Source organism: Bradyrhizobium sp. PSBB068 (assembly GCA_016839165.1).
Classification (GTDB): Bacteria; Pseudomonadota; Alphaproteobacteria; order Rhizobiales; family Xanthobacteraceae; genus Bradyrhizobium.
Genome location: CP069301.1, coordinates 36,105 through 52,783, shown reverse-complemented (window position 1 = coordinate 52,783; position 16,679 = coordinate 36,105). Strand labels below are relative to the sequence as shown.

Annotated in this window: 14 protein-coding genes and 3 pseudogenes; 10 read left to right on the top strand and 7 right to left on the bottom strand. The window is 57.7% G+C overall.

The features are described from left to right. Window positions 1-38: 38 nt before the first annotated feature. Together JQ507_35230 and JQ507_35225 are read right to left on the bottom strand one after the other, a co-directional pair. Window positions 39-1,346 (bottom strand): Nramp family divalent metal transporter, encoded by a 1,308-nt coding sequence (locus JQ507_35230; GenBank protein QRI73756.1) that lies wholly within the window; start codon window positions 1,344-1,346, stop codon window positions 39-41. Between the two features lie 589 nt (window positions 1,347-1,935). Next, a complete protein-coding gene (locus tag JQ507_35225) occupies window positions 1,936-2,199 on the bottom strand; it encodes a hypothetical protein (GenBank protein ID QRI73755.1) in 264 nt (87 codons plus the stop codon). Between the two features lie 497 nt (window positions 2,200-2,696). On the opposite strand from JQ507_35225, the gene JQ507_35220 reads away from it, so the two are divergent. The 4 genes and pseudogenes from JQ507_35220 (at window position 2,697) to JQ507_35205 (ending at window position 5,484) form a co-directional block, all read left to right on the top strand. Next, window positions 2,697-3,986: a tetratricopeptide repeat protein gene (locus JQ507_35220; GenBank protein QRI73754.1), complete on the top strand. Its 1,290-nt coding sequence runs from the start codon at window positions 2,697-2,699 to the stop codon at window positions 3,984-3,986. A 168-nt stretch (window positions 3,987-4,154) separates the two neighbouring features. Beyond that, window positions 4,155-4,732: pseudogene (locus JQ507_35215) on the top strand (IS5/IS1182 family transposase). Between the two features lie 59 nt (window positions 4,733-4,791). Further along, window positions 4,792-4,959 carry a hypothetical protein gene (locus JQ507_35210; protein QRI73776.1) on the top strand — a complete coding sequence of 56 codons (168 nt, stop codon included), beginning with the start codon at window positions 4,792-4,794 and terminating at the stop codon, window positions 4,957-4,959. A gap of 78 nt (window positions 4,960-5,037) precedes the next feature. Then, entirely contained in the window at window positions 5,038-5,484 is a 447-nt protein-coding gene (locus JQ507_35205; GenBank protein QRI73753.1) for a hypothetical protein, read from the top strand. A gap of 107 nt (window positions 5,485-5,591) precedes the next feature. Here the strand turns inward: JQ507_35205 and JQ507_35200 are convergent. The 5 genes and pseudogenes from JQ507_35200 to JQ507_35180 all read right to left on the bottom strand — a co-directional run bounded on the left by JQ507_35200 (window position 5,592) and on the right by JQ507_35180 (window position 9,902). Beyond that, window positions 5,592-5,861 (bottom strand): annotated as a pseudogene (locus JQ507_35200) (hypothetical protein). A 566-nt stretch (window positions 5,862-6,427) separates the two neighbouring features. Continuing rightward, window positions 6,428-6,628, bottom strand: a complete 201-nt coding sequence (locus tag JQ507_35195) for a tyrosine-type recombinase/integrase (protein QRI73752.1) — start codon at window positions 6,626-6,628, stop codon at window positions 6,428-6,430. Between the two features lie 540 nt (window positions 6,629-7,168). After that, a complete protein-coding gene (locus JQ507_35190) occupies window positions 7,169-7,921 on the bottom strand; it encodes a lipo-like protein (protein ID QRI73751.1) in 753 nt (250 codons plus the stop codon). 147 nt (window positions 7,922-8,068) lie between these two features. Beyond that, a pseudogene (gene flgF / locus JQ507_35185) lies at window positions 8,069-8,772 on the bottom strand (flagellar basal-body rod protein FlgF). A gap of 218 nt (window positions 8,773-8,990) precedes the next feature. Continuing rightward, the gene (locus tag JQ507_35180; protein QRI73750.1) at window positions 8,991-9,902 is read right to left on the bottom strand and encodes a cation transporter; all 912 of its coding nucleotides are present in this window, start codon (window positions 9,900-9,902) and stop codon (window positions 8,991-8,993) included. Between the two features lie 152 nt (window positions 9,903-10,054). Between JQ507_35180 and JQ507_35175 the strand changes: the two genes are divergently transcribed. Genes JQ507_35175 through JQ507_35150 form a run of 6 tightly spaced genes read left to right on the top strand, consistent with a single transcriptional unit; the run spans window position 10,055 to window position 16,635 of the window. Next, window positions 10,055-10,429 carry a hypothetical protein gene (locus JQ507_35175; GenBank protein QRI73749.1) on the top strand — a complete coding sequence of 125 codons (375 nt, stop codon included), beginning with the start codon at window positions 10,055-10,057 and terminating at the stop codon, window positions 10,427-10,429. A gap of 59 nt (window positions 10,430-10,488) precedes the next feature. After that, window positions 10,489-11,763, top strand: a complete 1,275-nt coding sequence (locus JQ507_35170; protein QRI73748.1) for a TolC family protein — start codon at window positions 10,489-10,491, stop codon at window positions 11,761-11,763. Further along, window positions 11,760-12,710, top strand: a complete 951-nt coding sequence (locus JQ507_35165; protein QRI73747.1) for an efflux RND transporter periplasmic adaptor subunit — start codon at window positions 11,760-11,762, stop codon at window positions 12,708-12,710. Before JQ507_35170 ends, JQ507_35165 begins: the two co-directional genes overlap by 4 nt. Further along, window positions 12,700-13,065, top strand: coding sequence for a P-II family nitrogen regulator (locus JQ507_35160; GenBank protein ID QRI73746.1), 366 nt, complete (start codon window positions 12,700-12,702; stop codon window positions 13,063-13,065). The genes JQ507_35165 and JQ507_35160 overlap by 11 nt, the downstream gene beginning before the upstream one ends. Continuing rightward, on the top strand, window positions 13,058-16,267 hold the full coding sequence (locus JQ507_35155) for a CusA/CzcA family heavy metal efflux RND transporter (protein ID QRI73745.1): 3,210 nt from the start codon (window positions 13,058-13,060) through the stop codon (window positions 16,265-16,267). The genes JQ507_35160 and JQ507_35155 overlap by 8 nt, the downstream gene beginning before the upstream one ends. Next, window positions 16,264-16,635, top strand: a complete 372-nt coding sequence (locus tag JQ507_35150) for a hypothetical protein (protein ID QRI73744.1) — start codon at window positions 16,264-16,266, stop codon at window positions 16,633-16,635. The genes JQ507_35155 and JQ507_35150 overlap by 4 nt, the downstream gene beginning before the upstream one ends. The last annotated feature ends 44 nt before the right edge of the window (window positions 16,636-16,679 follow it).

Sequence of the window (16,679 nt, the reverse complement as noted above, 5' to 3'; positions counted from 1 at the left end):
GGCTGGATCCCACCTCATGGCCGGCCACATCGACACGATCACATGAAAAACGTGACGCCCATCGCAAGTGCCGCTGCGGCCATGGTGGCGGTCGCGATCCAGCCGAGCCCCGTCAACCAACCACCGATAGTGAATTGACCCATGATCTTCGTGTTGGCGGCCATCAGCATCATTAAGGCCATCACCGGCACGGCGACGATGCCATTGATAACGGCGCACCAAATAAGCGCCTTAATAGGATTGATCGGGGTGAAGTTGAGCAGCACTCCAACGGCCGTTGCCATCACGATAGTGGCATAGAAAGCCTTCGCTTCTTGGGGCTGGCGGGCCAGACCGATCGGCCACTTGCGAGCTTCGCCGACCGCATAGGCTGCCGACCCGGCGAGTACGGGAATGGCGAGAAGGCCTGTGGCTACCACGCCTAGTGCGAAGATCGTCGCAGCGTAATTTCCCGCTATTGGACGAAGCGCCTCGGCCGCCTGGGCGGAAGTTTCGATGTTCGTCACGCCCGATACGTTGAGCGTTGCAGCGGTCGTCAGAATGATAGTCAAGGCGATGAAGTTAGAAATCCCCATGCCGATTAGGGTATCAATTTCGATCCGCTTGATGGCGTCGGGACCCTGTTCGGGCACCCGCTTAAGGACCTGTCGCTGCGGCACGGCGCGAATATCCTCCGCCTCTTGAGAGGCCTGCCAGAACAGCAGATAGGGACTGATCGTTGTGCCGAAGACGGCAACGATCGTCTGGATGTACTCGGTTTTCCAGGTGAGCGACGGCATGACGAACTGGCGCAGCGCTTCGCCCCAGTGCACGTCCACCATGAACAATGTCGCCACGTAAGCGAGCAGCGCGAGCGTTAGCCATTTCAAATAGGATACGTATCGGGTGTACTGTAGCAGGACCTGCAGGCCGATGCAGATAGCGCCGAACAGCGCTACATAGAACGTTCTCGAACCGCCGAGGACTAAACTCGTAGAATCGGCCATGGCACCCAGGTCGGCGCCGATGTTAATCGTGTTTGCCGTGGTCAGCAGCGCAACAAACGTTTGTAGGAGCCAGTTTGGATAATGTTGGCGCAGATTGCCTGCCAGACCACGGCCCGTCGTCCGTCCGATCCTGGCGCTGATCATCTGGACCGCCGCCATCAGCGGGTAAGTCAATAACATGGTCCAGCTCAGCGAATACCCGAACTGGGCGCCCGCCTGACTGTAGGTGGCTATGCCGCTCGGATCGTCGTCCGAGGCACCCGTGATGAGGCCCGGACCGAGGGCGCCGAGCAGCCGCGGCTTGCTGCGGCCGACGACGGGACTAGGACCGGCTTTGGCGGCGCTTTCCGACGAATTCATCCAACCGGCCTCAAAGATCTCAAAAAACTAGGTCCAATTACTCTCTAATACGCTCAAGGCACGACCAAAGTTCCACAATGGCCAAGACGCCTTCATTTGGAAGACGAGGTTGTAGAAAAATGCGCTGCCGCCAATGTATTTTGCTATGTTCTATCTGAACGATCCTTCCACATTAGGCCGAATCTAGCAAAGGTTGACAGGTGGCGTCCCGAAGCCAAACGGCTGTTTTTATAATTGGACTTCTGACGATGACCGCCTTAGTGGCGACCGTCGCCGGTATCTTGCTACATCGCGCATTTCCAGACCACCCTTGGGTTACGGTCGTTGGACCGGTAGGCGCAGCGTTGACGGTGATCGGGTTCGCAAAGAATTTTTTGCCTAGGTGACGCGCCGGTGCGTCGTTCGCTTTCTCGCCTAAAAAAATTCGCCCGGCGCAGGAAGTTTTTTTCCTCGTGGGCCGAATTCGTTTGCAGAATTGGCTAGAAATAAATCGCCGAACGCGCTCCGCAGTCGGGTCGGAGGATGTAAATCGGATTGATGGATGTGTTCGCGTGGTACGCAGTGAATTAACCGAAAGCCACCCGCATCGTTAGCGAACTGCTTCGGTATGTGAATGCGTTTGAGATGAGTTTCCATCACTATCTTCAGAACGCCAAGTAAACACCAATTGGTGGTCGTTCGTCAGGACCCGGTAGCCTTGAGGTTGTGGCCCCTGCGCGATGGAGAGCAAATGTTGACCTATTCGCTTGGCTTCCTCAAGGTACAAGGAGCCGCCTACCACTCGATCAAGAATTACCGGGCAGTCGTGCACAAATCCCAGAATTTCAATCGTGAACGGCGCTTTGTCGGTCATTCTTCGAATATGCGGACGTTAACAGCCCAGTTCAAGCCAATAGTCCAACACGATCGGGACCCAAACTACCGCACAATGTTTTTCAGTCGGAGAGTTCTCGATGGAACCCCCCTGCTGGGCATCCCGTTCCGATTTTCGTGAATTGGGGGTCGGCATCCACCCCAGCGCGACTTCCGCCCAGATCCCTCGGCTTACAGGCGCACCGTTTTTCAACTTAATCGTGCGCGTTGGGGCCGGCCGAATTGTCCTAATACCGCACCGCACCCGACCCCGGTTCTAAGAAGACAGCGCTGTCCTTCAGCTATCAATTGGTCTCCGATCCTGCCTACAATGCCCGACTAGACCAAGTTTGATCGTTAAGGGACGTATGCATTGGAGCTCTGAATTGCTAAATACCGCGGCAAGACAGGAAGCCCGAGCACGATCCGAAAGGAACGATTCCCGCTGGCCCGATCACCCAAGGAGGTGTAGCCGCCGCCTCCGCAAGGTACGATCCGATGCGTAGCATATTGTTGAATCCCGCCAGATTGATCCTTTTCGCCCTGACCACGGCGCTGGGCGTTGCGGTATGCTTGGTCCCGCCCAGTTTCGCGCAACGCGATCCTCTCGATCTCGCTCAGGCCGGCTTCGTTGCAAAGGATCGTGGCGATTTCACTGTGGCAATACGCTTGTTCGACGAAGCGCTTCAGCGCGGCCTGTTCGCTGATAAACAGCGTGGCCTCCTGTTGTACAGCCGGGGCGTCTCTTATGAAGCGCTCGGAATTCGCGACCGCGCGTTGTCGGATTTCGACGCGGCCGTCGCGCTGCTTCCGGATTTCCCTAATGTCTACCTCTATCGAGGGATCATCTGGGGCGAGAAGAGCGAATACCAGCGCGCGATGCAGGATTTCCTGACGGCCAGTAAATTGAATCCAAGCGATCCGCTTGCTTTCAATAACCTTGGAAACGTCTATGAAAAATTGGGAGATATTGATCTCGCCATCGAAAACTTTGGCCGCGCGATCCGCTTGCAGTCCGACTACGCCCAAGCCTACTACAATCGCGCCCATGCTTATGTGTTGAAGCAAGACGAAGAACGCGCCATCGCAGACTACGACAAGGCGATCTTGTTGCAGCCGACTTACGCCGAAGCGTATGTCAACAGGGCAATCGTGAAATTCTTGCTCCGAGATGTCCAGGGCGCTCTAGCCGATCTGGATACCGCAATCAAACTCAATCCGCGCGACGTCTCCGCACGGTCAAATCGAGCAAACGTGAATCTGGCAATCGAAAAATATGGTGAGGCGTTGACCGACTTCGATCGCAGCTTGGCGTTGGATCCCGGCAATGCAGCCACGTACTTGGGAAGGGGGCGGGCGCATCTATTCTCAGGCGCCATCGACGATAGCATTGCGGATCTTAAGACAGCCGTACGACTGCGCCCTTCGAACCCCTATCCCGTTATTTGGTTGCACATTGCCCGGGTTCATAAAGGGGAATCCGACCGCGAAGAATTTGCAGCGAATGCAATGGCCGTGAAACGCGGAGCGTGGCCGGGGGCAATGCTGGATATGTACCTCGGGCTTCTCGATGCGGACAAGGTCAAAGCTGCTGCCCAACAGGGCCCAAGCCGCGAAAAGTCCAAACGCCAATGCGAAGCGAATTTTTTCCTGGGCGAACTGGCGCTGCACAACGGCCAAATCGAGCAAGCGAGAGATGCTTTGCGCGAGGTGACGTCTACCTGCGGACCTGCGGAAACGGTCTACAGCGCGGCGGTGGCGGAGGCCAAGCTGTTACCGCGGCAATAAAGTGCCTTGCGAAGGCCGGGCTTCTACCACCCAGCTGCGCACCCGCCGAAGCGCACTTCCCCTATTGCTTGACATGTCAGTGGAGGCGTTACAACGGTTTACGATGCCGCGAGAATGGCCCGCGCCGGTCTAGGTGGTGTGAACTCTAGGGATTCCCTTTTAGGAGTTTTCCAGCACGTCTTCCCGCACGAGCGCTCGGACCTGAGCCATTGGCGCAAGCGGCTTGGCGACAAGCTGGAGCTGCTGCTGGCCGAGAGCTTGCGGGTGGCGCATGGGGCCGGCGCGTTACGCAGCCAGGACCTCAAGCGGGTCACAGTCGACACCACGGTGCAGCCGAAGGCCATCACCTTCCCGACCGATGCCAAACTGCTTCATGCGGCCATCAATCTGGCGATCAGGCATGGCGTCAGGCTTTGGAAATCTTATTCTCGCGTCGCCAATTCCGCCGCGATGATGGCGGGCCGCTATGCCCATGCCAAACAATTCAGGCGGCATCAGCGGCAGTTGCGTATCCTGAAGAGCCGGCTCGGCCGGATCATCCACGACATCGGCCGCAAGATCGAGAACCATCCAGCACTAGAAGAGGCGTTCGCCCTGCCGCTTGGCCGGGCCACGCAGATCCGCTCGCAACAGCAGCGCCAGCGCGGCTGGAAGCTTTATTCCTTCCATGCCCCCGAGGTGGAGTGGAGTGCATCGGCAAGGGCAAGGCCAGCGCGCCTTACGAGTTCGGCGTCAAGGCCTCCATCACTTTATTTCGTATGACCTCCGAACAACCTACCCAAAAGAAGCCACACAGAAGCGCGGCGTGCTGGACGTTTCTTCAAAGCGAGCGGCGCGTGGATCAGTGCCCGTCACTCTCGATCGTGAATACGGCTTCACGCAAATTCATGCCCCCATGAAGGAACTGAAAGAAGATCATCACTGCCTGATCGAGCGTTCAAAAGAAACGGACGAGTGTGGCTTCTACAGTTAAAGCAGCTCTCGCTTCGGGAAATAATACTCATAGATAAAAGCCCGCAGCGATGCGGGCTTTTCGTTCTTATCGACGTTCGTGGCTGTTGTCACCCACCCCGATGCTCACGCCCGGGACTTGAATACCGATCCCAGGCTGTCCGTGCTGCTGCGGGCGTTCCTCGTGGTGCTCTCGCCGTGGCTCTTGATGACGGTCCTGCTGAATAATCATGGCGGGTCGGTCATGAGGGCGTTCCTCGTGATGTTCGCGCCGAGGTTCACCATGGCGTTCCTGAATAATTACGACAGGTTGGTCATGATGCTGTTCCCGGCAATTGCCATGTTGATCACAGACCATCTGGACGCGCAGCAGGCCGGTATCGGCCTGCGAAACGCCCTTGGTAAGGGATCCTGCCTGGACACCGCTCACGAACAGCCCGACAGCACCAGCCAAAAGCGAAAACGTAAGTGTGTTCATATTCATTCCCCTTTGTGGTTGATCGCTACTGCCTTGAAGTACCTTCGGGCTTCATACGACTCTCAGTGATGGCCGCCGTGATGACCGCCAAAGCCGCCGCCGAACCCACCATGATGACCGCCAAAGCCACCGTGATGACCGCCAAAGCCGCCAAAGCCGAGGCTTATGCCCGGGCCTCCGTACCCATATCCATACCCGCCGCCGCCATAGTACGGCTGTGCGTAGTAGGGTTGCGCGTAGTAGACCCGTCGAGGGGCGTAATAGCCGTAGCTCCTGTAGACGCGGCGATGCCCATAGTGGCGATAGCGACGATGGGCACTGAAGTCGGTTGACTGGCTCGTTCCGCTGGTTGCGGTTACCGTCTTCACCGAGTTGTCGGCATTTGCTGCGGAACCACCGAGAAGCGCGGCTGCGCCGACGGCAATTACGATGGCTAGTGTTCTCATTTTCCACTCCTATGGTGAACTGTGGAGGGGTAATTGAGTCCGGGGAGTTTCGTTCCGGCCGTCAAACCTTTATTTTTGCGTAAGTAGTTGAATATCCATTCATAATCAAGAACGTCAAGCAAAGATACGGCCTACCCGTGTCCTGTACCGTCGCACTTCACGCATGGGCCGATCCTGGAGCCTTTGCAAAAATTGCACGGCTTACCCTCATACCGTTTCCCGCTTCCGTAGCATTCATTGCAAGCATTGATCCTTTGCCGTTGCACCTCGGACATGCTGCCATTGTCCTTCACATTATTTAGGCGAAATTCATTTCCGACCACTGACGCGATTTTTCGATCATGTTCAGGTTATCCCATGAACCTCAAACTGATTTACCGGGCTATCTTGGAAACCCGACTGCTATGGCAATCATCGAGACCGGCTAATGCCGCTGTGGACGCCCTCTATGACTTGCTCCCGCGCCACCGATCCGCTGGACGCTCTCGAAAGAGAAGTTCAAAAGCCTGGTGCTGCCTCCCCTCGAAAATAAAGCGAGCGGAAGCAAGGTCGAGTTTGAATTGTAACTATCTTTGAATGATTTTCTTTAGCTGCGCTTCCCATTTATCCACGACCTCACGCATTTCTTTCGCGAAGTCGTATCGCCGATAGACTGACACGATACCGGACTGACTACCGGATACGTGGTTCAACAGACGTTCGGTAACGTGTATGGGCGTTCCGAGGGCCGCAAGATTCGTCGCGAACGTGCGGCGCAGATCGTGCAAGGTCCACGGACGTTCTCGAGAGCGCTAGAAGCCCTTGAATTGCGTCCCCCACCCCGCGTACGGGATGATCCCACTGAGCCTACTCGCCGGAAACACGTAGCCGTCCGTTTCCGGCACCGAAGCAATCACCATCTGCGCCATCCTCCCTATGGGAGCACGAACGCGCGGCCGTTTTTCGTATCGGGCGAATTGATCGTGCCAACGCCGAGATATTCCCGCTGCACCAGTTGAAAAATGTCCGAATATCTTTGAGGGCATGCGGCGGCTTCCGACTTGGCCGTAAGCCGCCGCATTGATCGAGGGCTTCTGGGGGGCCCACAGCGGCAAAGCTCGTTGACGCAAGCTCGCTAAATCGCGCGTCGACCGCTCAGTGCGACAAGCTGCTGGTCGTCATCATCACGTTTGATGAGGGATTTTAATGGGGGCTCTGGGTTCAGAGGAATGCTCCCGAAACACACCCGAAATCGCCGGGCTCAACCCGGCAAAACAAAGATTCATAAATATATCTCCATAGCTTATCGTTCGCGGACGGACGCTAGGCTAGAGATTTTCACCGATCGAATGAGGTGGATCAGAGCACCAAACTATTTTCTTATAGTCAAAGCCGATCTCGATTGTCGGTTTGACTACGGCAAAAAAAGGGGAAATGTCGAAATCACGAGGCGTGTAGAGTGACGAGTCGCGGATATGAAAGATTTCCTTCCGCGCATGATCGCTTTCCAACGGAGTAATAACAGGCAAAATGGGGTAACCAACATCCATGAACGCTTGGGCGATAAGGGCGGAACAGATGAGGCGGGTGGGATCACCCGAACCTAACGCGATCATTCGGCGCCGCCAACGCTTTGGCACCGGAAGCGGCACCAGGTAACGCCCAAGATCGATCAGATTCTTGAGATCGTATTTGAGCCCGATCCGCGCAACTGCGAATTTACATACCGCTTCGCAGTCTTCGGGGGCCAACCCGACGGGTCGACATATACGAGTATGAAATTTGGAATACTTCGACAGAGAGACGCAGGTAATGCCATAGTCCAGATTGGACTCCACCAATTCGCATTCGCCTGGCACCGTCGATCCTACGTAGAGCGCAGCGTGAGACCAGGTTGACTGCGTGAGGTACTTGATAATTCCGGAGATGCGATTGTTACCCTCAATGAGCAAAATATCGCCGGGTCTAATGCAGGCTTGGAGCGCTTTCGGATCGGCCGGGGTGAATGGCTCATAGCTGGACGAGGGCTGCTGCAGATAGGCGGCGATCAGGCGCCCCAGGAGATCGAGGATCCATTTCATGGCGCCAAGTTCCGGTTGCTACATGGGCCAAGCAAGTCGAGCCATTCATCGTTCGATGACACACCAATGTTAGCCTCCTCGCCCTGTCAGGTAAAATGGCTTGAAGAGGGGACTCGCAACTAGACCACCGATGGGAGTTCTGGCGAACTAATCCGGTACGTTAGCCAACTTGCTTAGCTCAGTCGGGTCCTGTAAATCTTTCAACAATTTGCTCGCCAACTCGTACGATCTGTTAATTTCGATGAGTCGGCTCATCTCTATGGTTGGCTGAACGTTGGATTTTTCAGTCACGCCCTGCAAAACCGTCGCCGAGCCAGCCTTCACCGCCTCTGGTACGCGATCCGAGCTAAAAAGGTTGCCGCCCACCGCCTGAATGTTTGCCCGCGCAGAAAAACTCGCGAGTCGCAATCGGCCCAGTCCCCAAGCTTGGTCGAAATCCTACCCCCTGCGTTGATATTGATCGCTCCAGCTTGGACAGGCACGTTTACCGTGCCGCTGTCGGCTAAAACCGGCTGCCCGTCCATGGTCACCAGCCGGCCAGTTCCATCCAGGCTAAATGACCCGTCTCGGGTGTAGCGTTCTCCCTGAGATGTTTGCACCACGAAATAGGCGTTGCCTTTGATTGCCAGATCGAGAGGATTTCCCGTCGTCCGTATCGCCCCGGCTGACGTGTTCGTAAAGGCAAACGCCGCATCCACCAGAGAGAGGGGACGCTCAGGTTTAATTCCGATCTCCTCCCCCTTTTCAGGCTTCAAATATTCATGAAACGAAATTTGCTGAGCGCGAAAACCGGTAGTTTCGACGTTCGCAACGTTGTTTGCGGCAACATCGAGCCTGCGCCTGAGGGCCATCAAGCGCGAGAGATGGATGAGTGTAGTTTCGCTCACTGCTGTCCCTTCGGAAGCGAATCACGCGCCATTCAATTCTCTGATACAACGCTGACTGCCTAAACTCCGCAATGCGGCATCTTGCAGCGCAGACCGAGCGAACGATCAAAGTGATTACTTGCGATATGGTTGCGTTTCCCGGTACTGCACGTCTTGCCAGCCTCAAAAATGGTTCCGCATCTCTAGACCCGCAGGGTCGGCTCTGCCATTCGGATCTCCTCATTCTCGACCTGAATGGTCACGTGATCGATCTTGAACTTTTCTTCCAAGATGGCCTTTACGCCCTTCAGGACCGCGGCTGCGTATTTCATGTCGGACACGACGACATGTCCGGTGAATGAGTCCGTCCCCGATGTGATCGTCCAGACGTGCAAATCGTGAGCGGCAACGACGCCTGGGATACGCAGCAACGTCTTCTCGAGCTCCGGTAGATCGATTTCGGTAGGTACGCCCTCCATCAGGATATGGACCGCCTGGCTCAACAGCTTCCAGGTGCGCGGCACGATGAAGAGGCCGATGCCCGCGCCGATGATCGGATCCGCCAGCGTCCAACCGGTGTACATGATAATTAGCGCCGCAGCGATCACGCCCAACGATCCCAGCATGTCGCTGAGTACTTCGAAGTAGGCGCCCTGGACATTGAGGCTCTCCGATGATCCCACAGAGAGCAGCTTCATACTGAGAAGGTTCACGACCAATCCGACGGCCGCAACGGCCAGCATCGGGCCACCCAGTATTTCCGGTGGAGAGCGAAAACGTTGGTAGGCTTCATACAAAATGTAGACGGTCAGCAGAAGGAGCACCACTGCGTTGACCAGCGCGGCAAGAATCTCGGTCCGTAGATAACCGTAAGTCTTCTGCGGCGTAGCAGCCTTTTGCGCGAAATGGATCGCAAACAGCGCCAATCCGAGGCCACCGGCATCCGTCGCCATATGCGCGGCATCCGCGATCAGCGCGAGACTACCCGTCCAGATCCCGCCGACGATTTCGGCTGTCATGTAAGTCAACGTCAGCGCCAGCGCCGCATAGAGCGGCTTGCGGTGACGTCCCGCCGCTGACGGAATTGCGCCTCCGTGCGAATGACCTTTACCCACCGCGATACTCCCAAGTTTTGCGAAATCGGTCGCCAGCCGGCACAGCTAGGGCAAGGCGGTTGTAAAATCAAATTTCCGAAAACCGAGGAGTTCCCGGGCCTTGGGCTAACATTGTAATAGTGTTCGCCAATGGAATTTGCTAACCGGAGAATATGGAACGTCAGGTCGGTCAAAGATTGACAAGACTGCAGGCATCCGGACTTCGCCGGACGCTGTTGATGTTGCTTGCTTTTTCCTATCTTTTCGTCGGTCTGGCGCATTCTATTTCGTGCACAGACGAGGCTGTCGCGGCCACTATGTCATCTGACATTGGCAGTATCCCGGACAATGGTCCGGATGAGGATGGCTCGAAGAAATCGCCCGTGGTCGCCGGGCATTGCTACGTGTGCGCACCGGTGCTGATGCCCGCCGTCGTCCCGGATGCGGGGCCTTCCGCACGTCCGGTCAAACTGGCATTCGTATCGCCAAAGCTCCAGTTTGAAGACCATCCTCGGCTTGATACGCCGCCGCCAAAACATCTGACCTGAGTATCGCCGCTGCGCGGTCTGGCCGCGCCGTCGTTCTTCGTGCTTTTCAGGTCGTTTGTATGTTTTTGGTCCGAGATGCTCTGCGCCTGACATGCGCATTTCTTGTATTTACAATCCCAGTCCAGGCTGCCGAACGTTCTTCGCGCGCAATCTCCCTGCCGCAGGCATTGCAGCGTGCATTGGCGGCGAACCCGCGCTTGACGGCGGCCGAGCGCGATATCGGCATCGCGGGGGGACTTCGAATCCAGGCTGGTGTGCTTCCCAATCCAGATGTTTCGTTCGAACTCGACAACGCGTTGGGGTCGGGGCGCTATAAGGGCTTACGCTCGGCTGAAACCAACCTGCAACTCAGCCAACTGGTCGAATTGGGCGGCAAGCGGGAGGCGCGGATTGCGGCGGGGGAGGCAGGCATCGGCGCCGCCGTCTGGCAGCGGCGGGCGACGCGGCTGGAGGTGTTGTCCGAGACCGCGATCGCTTTCATCACCATCATCAGTCTGCAACGCCGCATCGAAATCTTCGACGAGCAGATCGCAAGCTTCGACCCGCTTATCCCATTGCTGCAAAAGCGCGTCCAGGAAGGTGCTTCCTCGCCGGCCGAGACTCTAAGGGCGCAAGTTGCAGCCGACCTTTTCCGCGTCGAGCGCGAGCGCGCCAAAACCCAGTTGGCCCTGGCGCGCCGTGATCTCGCGATACTCATGGGCGACAGCAGCCCGCACTTCGGCAATGCTGTCGGGCGGCTCAGCAATATTGGTCAGCCGCCATCATTCCAATCAATTGTCCAGGCCATCGAAGCCAATCCGCAGTTATTGCGCTGGACCGCGGTCACAGCACAACGCAATGCCGAACTCCTCATTGCACGTCTGAAAGCAATTCCCGACCCCCGCATCTCGGCTGGCTGGCGCCACTTTGAGGACACCAACGACAATGCGGTCCGGCTTGGTGTTTCGATTCCTATTCCGGTGTTCGACCAGAATACCGGCAACATCATCGCCGCCCAGGAATCGCTCGCGAAGACCGGCGCAGAGCGGGCGATCAACAAGTTGGTCCTGATCAGCATCGTCGGCCGGGCCTATGACACGCTGACGGGCGCCCTGGCCGAGATTAAACTGCTGCGGTCTTCAGTCATTCCCAATGCGCGCAGCGCTTCCGAGACGATCTTCAGCGGCTATTCGCAAGGCCGTTTCACCCTGCTGGAACTGCTCGACGTCAGGGGGGCGCTGTTGCAGGCGCTGCTGCGCGAACAGGAGGCACTGCAGAATTTCCATGTTGCCATCGCGACCATCGAAGGTCTTGCCGGTAATCCGTTTACGCTAACCCGCGAGAGCGCACGATGATTAAGGGACTGATCCGTTATTCCATCTTTATCCTGCTGGCCGCAGCGCTCGCCTATGGCGGCTACCGGATGCTGCTGCCGGCGACGTCGAAGACGACGCCGGCCGAAAAGGCCGAGAAGGAAGAACATTCCGATAGCGTCGCCTTGAGCGACGCCAAGATCGAGGCGGCCAAAATTGAACTAGCGAAGGCTTCACCCGGCGTGCTGAGGGACAGCCTCCTCTTGAACGGCATCGTCCAGCCGAACCAGGAATCGCTCGTCCAGGTCACGCCACGATTTCCCGGGATCGTCCGCGACGTGCGCAAGCGGATCGGCGATGTCGTCCAGAAGGGTGACGTCCTGGCGGTCATTGAAAGCAACCAAAGCCTAACGCAGTATGAACTGAAGGCGTCGCTGGCGGGCACCGTCATTGATCGCCAGATCTCGCTGGGTGAGTTCGTCTCCGAGCAGAAATCGGCATTCGTGGTAGCGGATTTGTCGAACGTCTGGGTGGATTTCTCTGTCTACCGCCGTGATCTGAAACGCGTGAGCATCGGTGATCAGATACTCATCGATCCCGCCGACGGCGGGCCGGCGATAGAAGCCAAGGTTTCTTATTTATCGCCGGTCGGCAGCAGCGACACCCAAAGTGCGATCGCGAGAGCAATCGTAACCAATTCCAGCCAACGACTGCGCCCGGGACTGTTCATTACCGGACGACTGACGTTGTCCGCAAAAAAGGTCGGCGTCGCGGTGAAGTCGTCGGCGCTGCAGACGGTGGAAAATCGCACGGTCGTGTTCGTCCGAAACGGCGAGAAATTCGAGGCCCGCGACGTCGAGGTTGGCGACCGTGATCCGCAGATCGTCGAAATCCTTTTTGGCGTTCTCGATGGCGATGTCTACGCGGCGCAGAACAGCTTCATCGTGAAGGCGGAGATGACCAAGGGAGCGGGCGGAGATGAGCATTGACAGCAGCAAGACGTTGATTACCGCGTTGATCAGGCCTCACATGGAAGGCCACGTCGTTCGCGCGCTCCATGACCTTCCGGATTTTCCCGGCTTCACCTTCGACGAGGTGCGGGGGCAAGGAAGGGGACGCGGACAAGGGGGCAGCTATGTCTCGACCGATACGGACCTGACATATCACCAATACCTGGAATTGAGGCTGGTCTGCCGGTCCGAACTGGCCGACGAGATCTGCGGGCTCATCGCCACGGCAGCATGGACCGGCAGGAAGGGCGACGGCGTGGTGTTCACGACGCCTGTCCACGCGTTTGCCCGGATAAGAGAGATCGGCCGCCGCCCGGAGAAGTCCGATGCTTGAAGCAATCTTATCCTTCGCCATCCGACAACGATGGCTTGTCATGATCGGCGTACTGATCATGGCCGCCTTCGGCGCCTGGAATTTCACGCGCCTGCCGATCGACGCCGTGCCGGATATCACCAATGTCCAGATCCAGATCAACAGCCGGGCTCCCGGCTATTCGCCGCTCGAAGTCGAACAGCGGATTACGTTTCCGATCGAGACCGCGATGGGAGGGCTCCCTCATCTCGAGAGCACGCGCTCCCAGTCCCGTTACGGCTTGAGCCAGGTCACGGTCATCTTCAAGGACGGCACGGACATCTATTTTGCCCGGCAATTGGTCAACGAACGGATTCAGCAGGTCAAGGACCAGCTTCCTCCCAGCATCGAAACGGCCATGGGGCCGGTGTCGACGGGCTTGGGCGAGATTTACCTGTTTACCGTGGAGGCAAAGCCGGAGGCCCGCAAGGCGGGCGGCGGCGAGTACACGCCCAGTGATTTGCGGACGATCCAGGACTGGATCATCAAGCCGCAGTTGAGAAACGTTCCCGGCGTGATCGAGGTCAACACAATAGGTGGCTTCGAAAAGCAGTTTCACGTGCTACCGGATCCCGCTCAATTGATGGCCTACAAGCTCAGTTTTCGGGAAGTGATGACGGCGCTGGCATCGAACAACGCCAACGTCGGCGCAGGCTATATCGAGCGTAACGGCGAGCAGTATCTCGTCCGCACCCCGGGGCAGGTAGCGAATATCGAAGAAATCAAGGAAATCGTGATCGGCTCCCGGAACGGCGTACCGGTCAGGGTTTCCGACATCGCGGACGTCAGGGAAGGCAAGGATTTGCGGACCGGCGCGGCGACAGTGAACGGAAATGAGGTGGTACTCGGAACCGCGATGCTGCTGATCGGCGAGAACAGCCGGACGGTGGCGCAGCGGGTGGCGGCCAAACTGAAGCAGATCGGCCGATCGTTGCCCGACGGCGTCATCGCCAGGGCCGTTTACGACCGAACACGACTGGTCGAAGCAACGGTCGCGACGGTCGAGAAGAATCTGGTCGAAGGCGCGCTGCTAGTGATCGTGATCCTGTTCATGATCCTGGGAAACTTCAAGGCGGCGATTGCCACGGCGTTCGTCATTCCGCTGTCCATGCTGTTCACCATCACCGGCATGGTCGAGAACAAGGTCAGCGCCAATCTGATGAGTCTCGGTGCCATCGATTTCGGCATCATCATCGATGGTGCCGTCATCATCGTGGAGAACTGCCTGCGCTTGCTGGCACATGAACAGCAGCGATTGGGGCGCGTCCTGAACCGACAGGAGCGGTTCGAGACGATTTTGGCGGCATCGCGGGAAGTCATCGGCCCGAGCCTGTTCGGCACGCTGATCATCGGTGTGGTCTACCTGCCGATCCTCACACTCACCGGTGTCGAAGGAAAGATGTTCACGCCGATGGCATTGACCGTGCTGATGGCGCTCACCGGCGCCAGCATCCTGTCGCTGACGTTCGTACCTGCCGCCGTGGCCCTTTTGGTGACCGGCAAGGTGTCCGAGCATGAGAACTGGTTCATGCGCGGTGCGCGTCATGTCTATACGCCGTTGCTTTCAGCCTCCATTCGCAACAAGTACGGCGTCGCCGTGATCGCAGCACTGTTGATAGTCGTCTGCGGGATAGCTGCGTCCCGGATGGGCGGCGAATTCATCCCCAGCCTCGACGAAGGGGACGTGGCCCTGCAGGCCATACGGATCCCGGGAACCAGCCTGACGCAGTCACTGGAAATGCAAGCGATGGTCGAGAAGCGGCTGATCAAGATTCCGGAGGTGAGGGAAGTGTTCGCGCGCACCGGCACCGCGGAGGTCGCAACCGACCTGATGCCGCCGTCGACGTCGGACGGTTACGTCATGCTGAAGCCGCGAAAAGAATGGCCCGACCCGGAAAAGTCGAAGGCCGCCGTCGTGTCCGAGATCCAGGAAGCCGCCGAAGAAATTCCGGGCAACGTCTATGAAATCTCGCAACCGATTCAGCAACGCTTCAACGAACTGATCTCGGGTGTCCGCAGCGACGTCGGCGTGAAGATATTCGGTGACGACCTTGATGTGCTCGTCCAAACTGCTGCTCAAGTTCAGGCGGTCCTTCAAAACGTCCAGGGGGCGGCCGACGTCAAGACCGAGCAGGCTTCCGGACTCCCGGTCCTTACCGTGAAGCTCAATCGTCAGGCCTTGTCGCGATATGGAATAAATGTCGGCGACGTGCAGAATCTGGTCGAAATTGCCGTCGGCGGCAAGAACTCCGGGATGGTCTTCGAGGGCGACCGCCGTTTCAACATCGTCGTCCGCCTTCCGGAGCATCTGCGCTCCGATATCTCCGCACTGAAGGCGCTTCCGGTGCCTTTGCCTCCGCTGGAGAACCCGGCAAAGGCCATTCCTGCGAGGCTCGGTAATTCTCCGTTGTCCCAGATCCGATACGTCCCGCTGTCCGAGCTTGCCGAGATTGATGTAGCGCCGGGTCCCAACCAGATCAGTCGGGAAGACGGGAAACGGCGAATAGTCGTGACGGCGAACATAAGGGGCCGCGACCTTGGGTCCTTCGTCACCGACGCTCAGAGCCAAGTGGAGCAAAAAGTGAAGCTGCCGGCGGGCTACTGGATCGGGTGGGGCGGTCAGTTCGAACAACTGGTCTCGGCCACGCAGCGCTTGACCATCGTCGTACCGATAGCCCTGCTTCTGATCTTCCTGCTGCTCTTCATGAGCCTGGGATCGATGCCCGACGCGCTCCTGGTGTTCAGCGGCGTCCCGCTTGCCTTGACGGGCGGAATTATCGCGCTTCTGCTCCGCGGAATCCCCCTGTCGATCAGCGCTGGCATCGGCTTCATCGCGCTGTCAGGCGTAGCAGTGCTCAATGGTCTCGTCATCATCACTTTCATCGAAAAGCTGCGCAACGAGGGTCATCCGCTCGTCGAAGCGGTCAAGGAAGGCGCGCTCACTCGGCTGAGGCCGGTCCTGATGACCGCACTGGTCGCATCTCTTGGCTTCATTCCGATGGCGATAGCAACCGGCGCCGGCGCGGAGGTGCAGAGACCATTGGCGACCGTCGTCATCGGCGGAATCATCTCGTCGACCATTCTCACCTTGTTGGTACTGCCGGCCCTCTACGTCCTGTTCAGGCGGGAGGACCTGGAGAACGGCGAATCGAAATCACCAGCCACCGAAGGAGCAACGTCATGAAATACGCGCTGTTGTTGATTGCCAGCCTGTTCTTTGCAGCCCCGGCTTTTGCCGAAGAGTACGAAAAAGGGCCGAACGGCGGCCTGATGCTCGATGTGGCGGGTATCGACGCCGAACTAATGACTTCCGGCAATTCCGTCACGATCAACGTCTTCGATGCGAAGAACCATACGCCGATCGCCACCAAGGGCTACAGCGCCGCGGTGCTCATCGTCGGCGGGGCGGGACGGGAGACCGTTACGCTTGCCCCTCAAGGCGAGAATTCGCTGAAAGGCGATGCAAAGAACCCGATAGCGGCGGGCGCAACGATCACCCTTACGATCAAGACGGCCGAAGGAAAATCGGGACAGGCCAAATTCAAGAAGTAGAAGCCGATGTGCACCAGGACGGCGGGATGTTGAACCAATTAAGG